Raw genomic sequence first — 6,260 nt, forward strand, 5'->3', positions numbered from 1 at the left:
TTATACCTTTGCAATATATTCATAAGATAAGGGTACTATCTTCCCCGGAATATCTATTTCTACTAGTTGTATCAAGGTATCCTTTAGTATACCTTTTTGCATCTCTGGATTATTAGGTTCTCCCACATTAGCTCCCATTGGCACTATCGGGGCTGTACATCTTGGAGTACCATTTTGTCTGACTACTGGTGGCAATGCAGCAATAATAATGGTAGGAATTCCTGCTTCTTCAATTGCTCTCTGCACAAGCACGGCAGAGCGGTGACATGTACCTCACCCACCGGTAATAACTACTCCATCTACACCTTCTTCCTTTAATATATTGGCTATTTCAGGACCAGTTTTTTCAACAAAGGCCTTTACATCTCCTCCACCACCCATAAATCCTATATGTTTAGGAGCTATTCCTTTGATAAAACCTTCCTCTGCTAATTCCTTAAGTCTATCAATAGGAAACATACAGTTTATATCCTTGTTTACATCGGAGTTATCATATCCCCCATGGGATACCATTAAATCCTTACTATTTGCATCATTATTAACTATCCTATAGGAAGTATCCCCTGCTAAATTAAATCTTTCATCAGATTTAAGATGAACTCCTGCAGCAGTAACTAAAGCAATCACCATTTCATCTAAAGATTTAGTGACTGGTGCCCAAACTGGCGGTGGAGTAATAGGAACGTATATCTCCGATTGTAGCCCTTTGATCACAGTCATATCCATATTATCCCTCCTTAGATTATATTTCCACTATTTATCCTTCTATATAATTGATCTTTGGCCGATTCTAAATATCCTTTGTCGATTTCTTCATCAATTACTTCCGGATAGGTCATCAAAAACCCAACTTGTTGACCTTCCTTTAATTCATTTTCACAAATTACCATTCTTCTTGGAAGTCTCAACTGTCCCATACGGCCTTTTAAATCTATGACTACTGAACCATCAGTAAGCTCTATGATTATGCCTTCATAGTACCTTTCCGATGATATAAATCTCAATTTATCCATGGACTATTCTCCATCCTTCTCGTATATTTCCCTTCTCTTTTTGCTCATCTGTAAAGAAGTTTCATTTTCTACTAGATTTATCTTCCTATTTGATTTTTCCTCTATTAATTTTACATTGTTAAGTTTAATATCCTCATTATACTTTCTTTCTGGTGCTACTATCTTTTCTCCTGCCATCTTGGCCTTTAGCATATATAATGCCCTTATAGCATCTTCTTCACATAAGCAGTTATTCTCTAGTATTTCATTTTCAATACCTTGTCTAGATTTATTTAAATCTACCATAGCGTCCATATATTTATTACCTACTACCAACTGTCCTTGTACTGCCGCAAAAGTCATACCTACTACAGGAATTCCTCTTTTACCTATTTCCTCTATATGGCTAGCAAAGTCTACATGATTATTTCCAAAGCCCTCTGTGGTAACTATGGCTCCATCTACATCCATTGCCTCCACAGTCATGCCTAGTAGTTTTGATACATAGAACTTCTCCGAATTGGCTTGGGGAGAACCTACAAATATAACGGCTGCTAAATCTATTTCCTCATCCAACATAGCTTCCAACACCAAAGGTTCCCTAAAATAATGTCTAGAAGTCTCCTTAGAAGCTGGTCCTATGCAAGTCAATGCATGAACACATCCATCTAATACCTGTAATGGAGATACTACTATGGGAACATTGCCTAAGTCCACATTAGCCTTAGCGCCTAGTACCCCTACAGGTTCTTGAGGCATTAGGTAATTATCGTGCATAGCCCCTTGCCCCATTATCTCCTTCACTAGAACTATCTTTTTCCTATTACGCCTTCTTTTCTGGACAAACTCCTCTTTTCTGATCATTAAGGACTCATCAGTCTTCTTAAGAGCTTCCCTAATCTCTTGGGTAATAAAATCTGTGGCCTTGTGAGCTGCCATAGGCCCTGGTCGTTCCATATTCTTGCCTTTTTTAATAGTCACATCGGTCTTTATAAGTATCTCTCCCATTTCTGGAGAACCAGGTCTACCCCACATTATATTCTGATCAAGAATACCTTCCGAAGAACCAAACTCACCTATCTGTACCCCTGCCTCATCTGTTCCTGTAACCAACATTACTACACCATCCAATACCCTGGTTACACCTTCTCCTAATTCTCCTTCTTCTTTAGTAGCTATAGGCTGTACATCCATGATGGTATTGGAAAATTCACCATATCTATCAGGAATAATTATGTCTATTTCCATATCTACTACTAGCCCTTGAGAATCTATGGCGTCTTTACATATATCTTCTCTAATAATAAGGGTAGTTCCATCTATTTTGGTCTCTGGACCAAATTCAACCTTATCTATTTGAAAATATTTCTTTGTTAATTTCCTTATTTCCTCTTCCTCCAGTAAAGCTTCCCCCTTTATTTCTTCTACCTCTTCTTCCGTTGTTACTGGTAAAGTAGCCGATGCTACTGCTGGAAAGGGAATTTCTATATTTATATCCTTACCCTCTCCGATTTGAATCTTTATACTTCCAGTACTGCTCGCAAGTCCTTGAGGTATTTGAGTCTTATCTACTGAAGATTTTTCTGCTTCATCTACTTCCTCTTGAATAGCGTCCTTCAATTTGGTAATACCCTCTACCAAATCGGGGGTTAGAGGGGTTAGTGCATCTACAGTCTTTTTAAGAGTTCCCCCCAATACTTCTCCAATTTTAAGACAGTTTTCAGGAATCTCTATAAGACCTGAATCTTCAAGATCTGGAATTAAATTAGGATCTTCAATGTTTGAAGAGCTAATAATAGTACCCTCTTCAAATCTACAACAAGTTATTGCATAAGAATCCCTATGCTCCATGGCTTGTTCCTTAGTTATAGCCAATTTCATCCCTCCTATTCTCTTTTTCTTCTATATAATCTGTGGCCTACTGCCCTTAATATATGATCTGTACTATGATACATTGGTAGTCCTACACGAGGAGCTACATTCATCACCGTGTCCGTTCAGGTTTCACAAGTACCTACTATAATAGCTTCAGCACCATTTTTCTTAAGATAAATAACCTTCTCCGCTTGTCCTGGACAGACCCCCGGTTCTTCACATCTAAATCTTCCATTTACTTCCTTCATCCTCTTGCAGTTGGTAGTAGCTACTATTTCACCGCCCATACCCTCTACAATATCCGTAAGCCTGTCTATTTGAGCACCACATTCACAGCCTATTAAACCAAACCTTCTACTATCGTTGGGAAAGGGCAAACTGACTAAAACTCCTCCTGTAGTCTTGGTTACTACCTCTTCTTCAGAACCCTCCTTACCCATAAAAGGACCACCTAATAGAATCTCGCCGCGGGGCTCTATATACCCACCACAATCATCTATTATGGCTTTAATAGGAGTGCCTATAGGGATGTCTAAAAATATCTTCTCTCCAGAAACCAGTCTTCCATCAGCAGTCAAATCCTTGGTTATTACTGGCCTTCTTTCCTCTATAGCTAATACTATATTTCTTATGGTTTCAATATTAGAAACAATTACATTGGCCTCTAAAGGAAGTTGTCCTGGTTTAAGTTTGATTCCAAATAGTTCCCTGATTATAACCCTTTCATCTCCAGCTGGATACATATCGGAAAGAAACTTTATCTCTATATCCCTTTCGCCTTTAATAGCCTTCCCCAATTGAATTAAGGGCTGTTTATTGTTAGGCTTTATAGCTATATAACCTTTCTTGGCTCCTGTTATATCCATTAGATACTTTAAACCTCGTACTAATAAATCAGGATCTTCCATAATTCTTGCCATATTGTGCCCCAATAGGGGTTCACATTCTGCTGCATTTATCACTACAAAGCCCTGCTCCAAACGAGTATTTAGTTTAACATGAGTTGGAAATCCTGCTCCTCCTGCACCTACTATACCTGCTTCTTTTATGGCTTCTAAATAATCATGGCTCTCCTTAATCTTTATATAATCATTAGGTTGATTTTCATAGGCCTCAATTAAGATTTCCCTACTATTAATACCTATCACTTCTCCACTTACACTGGAATGAATATTAGCACCTAATCCATCTGGTACGGCTATTAATTGACCTCTATATATTTTATCCTTACATTTAACTATCGGTTTGTTGATTCCACCTATGTGTTGTCTTAAAGGTATCCTAAATTCCACCCTATCACCTCCCAACATTGATAATATTGCAAATATTATGCCAAATATCTGTAATGCCCTAGCTATTGATATTCCTAGGTTTATAATAAAGTTAAAAAGGATATGTGACTATTTTTCGTCTCATTATAAGTTTTTTCCATGGGTTTCATCATGACTATTAACAATACCAATGAGAATAATTGAGATAAATAGGTTTATCAAAGAGTGTAGGGCATAATCTCAGAATTATTGCTGTAATATCTAATTATCTGGAAAATATCAAACTTATCAAAAAATAAAAAAATATGACTAATGTTAGTCATGCGGCTAATATTAGTCATATAGCTGGTACTTTTTCATCTTGGAGTGAAGGGTTGTCCTAGGAATATTCAAGAGTTTAGCTGCTTCTAACCGATTACCATTAGTCGATCTAAGGGCTTCTCTAATCAAGGCTATTTCTAAATTTTCTACAGATTTGTTCAAATCCATGGAATAAAATCCTTCAATTCTACTTTCCAACATGTATTTTGGAATCAGTTCTTCAGTGATAGTATCTTCTCTGCACATAATTGCCATATGCTCCATTACATTTTTTAGCTCTCTTATATTGCCTCTCCAAGGATAATCTATTAAGAAATTTACTACATCATTGTCTATTTTTAATATTTCCTTATTGTTTTCCATGCATATTTCCTTCAAAAAATAGTCTATAAACAATACAATATCCTCTTTTCTTTCCCTTAAAGGTGGCAGCTCTATTTCCACTACATTTATCCTGTAATATAATTCTTCTCTAAACTGTTCTTTCCTAATCATCTCCGGTAAATCCTTGTTAGTAGCAGAAATAATCCTTACATTCACTGGAATATACTTTTCTCCACCTACTTTTTGTATCTTCTTATCCTGCAGTACCCTCAATAGTTTTGCCTGCATGGATATGGGCAAATCGCCAATCTCATCTAGGAATAGTGTTCCATCTTTAGCTTGTTCAAAAAAACCCACTTTTCCTTCCTTCCTAGCTCCAGTAAAGGCTCCTTTTTCATAGCCAAAGAATTCTGATTCAAACAGTTCTGAAGGAATTGCGCTACAATTTACGGGGATAAAATTTCCCGTTAATCCACTGTATCTATGTATGGCTTTAGCAAATTCTTCTTTTCCCGTACCTGATTCTCCCGTAAGTAAAACCGATACATTAGTAGGAGCTATTTGTTTAGCTATATCTATTTTATCCATTATCTTTTTACTATGCCCAATAATCCTATTAAAGGGATCTACATTATTGTGATTCATTCTATTCTCTAGTATCTGTAATCTATCTCTTGCTTTTTTCAGCTCCTTTTGTAGCTCCTCTATTTCCCATATATCTTTTTCCGTACTTACTACTCCATATAGTTTATCATTGATTATTATGGGGGAAGCACTAATTATTACATGATATCCCTCTTTAGGAGAATGATATATATTTCTTACGCTTTTTTTGGTTTTAAATATCTTTAAATCTATAGCATTTGGAAAATGTTTTTCTAAAGACTTCCCCTTTATATCTTCTTCTTTTAGTCCATACAAAGCCTCTGCATTCCTATTCCATATGACAACTCTTCCTTTATTATCCACTACGCATACTGCTTCATTTATATTATCAAAGATATGATCTATGGCTTGTTCTGCTTCTTCTACTCCTTTATAGAAATAGTCCCTGATATTTTCCTCTCTTATAATTCCGGCTATTTTCCCGTTATCAAATACTGGTATTCTACCTATACCATTGTCTAGCATTAATAGGCGAACATTAGCTAATGTCTCTTCTGTGCCTACCTTTATTAAATTACTAGTCATAATATCTTTAACAGCTACTTGGGATATATCCTTATCTACTATTTTAGAAATATCTCTAATAGTTATTATCCCTAATAGATCTTCTTCTTTTAAAACTAACACTTCCTTTTTGCTATTCTTCATCAGATAATCAAAAACTTTATAAAAATCCTCGTCTATGTTCACAAAAAATATATCTCTTCTCATAACTTCTTTTACGGGTACACTGTAGGCCTGCAAAAACATAGATTCACATCCCTTATATTCTTAATTACAACCTATTATATATATTTTATCATAATTTTTA

At 36.0% G+C, this 6,260-nt stretch carries 5 protein-coding genes; all 5 read right to left on the bottom strand.

What is annotated here, in order from left to right; genetic code table 11:
* On the bottom strand, positions 1-726 hold the full coding sequence (prdB, locus tag C3E88_RS07100; RefSeq protein WP_236909474.1) for a D-proline reductase (dithiol) protein PrdB: 726 nt from the start codon (positions 724-726) through the stop codon (positions 1-3).
* A gap of 11 nt (positions 727-737) precedes the next feature.
* Positions 738-1,013 carry a CBO2463/CBO2479 domain-containing protein gene (locus C3E88_RS07105; protein ID WP_236909475.1) on the bottom strand — a complete coding sequence of 92 codons (276 nt, stop codon included), beginning with the start codon at positions 1,011-1,013 and terminating at the stop codon, positions 738-740.
* A 3-nt stretch (positions 1,014-1,016) separates the two neighbouring features.
* Complete coding sequence (gene prdA, locus C3E88_RS07110; protein WP_236909476.1) at positions 1,017-2,867, bottom strand: D-proline reductase (dithiol) proprotein PrdA; 1,851 nt, start codon at positions 2,865-2,867, stop codon at positions 1,017-1,019.
* An 11-nt stretch (positions 2,868-2,878) separates the two neighbouring features.
* Positions 2,879-4,159, bottom strand: a complete 1,281-nt coding sequence (gene prdC, locus C3E88_RS07115; RefSeq protein WP_336513076.1) for a proline reductase-associated electron transfer protein PrdC — start codon at positions 4,157-4,159, stop codon at positions 2,879-2,881.
* Between the two features lie 312 nt (positions 4,160-4,471).
* The gene (prdR, locus tag C3E88_RS07120; protein ID WP_236909478.1) at positions 4,472-6,199 is read right to left on the bottom strand and encodes a sigma-54 dependent transcriptional regulator PrdR; all 1,728 of its coding nucleotides are present in this window, start codon (positions 6,197-6,199) and stop codon (positions 4,472-4,474) included.
* Between the last annotated feature and the right edge of the window lie 61 nt (positions 6,200-6,260).

This window comes from Clostridium sp. Cult3 (assembly GCF_021655115.1).
Lineage (GTDB): Bacteria > Bacillota > Clostridia > Tissierellales > Tepidimicrobiaceae > PPXY01.

Bases quoted from the DNA above. Each gene is read 5' to 3' on its own strand.
- C3E88_RS07105 (WP_236909475.1), bottom strand. From the start codon at position 1,013: ATGGATAAATTGAGATTTATATCATCGGAAAGGTACTATGAAGGCATA.
- prdR (WP_236909478.1), bottom strand. From the start codon at position 6,199: ATGTTTTTGCAGGCCTACAGTGTACCCGTAAAAGAAGTTATGAGAAGA.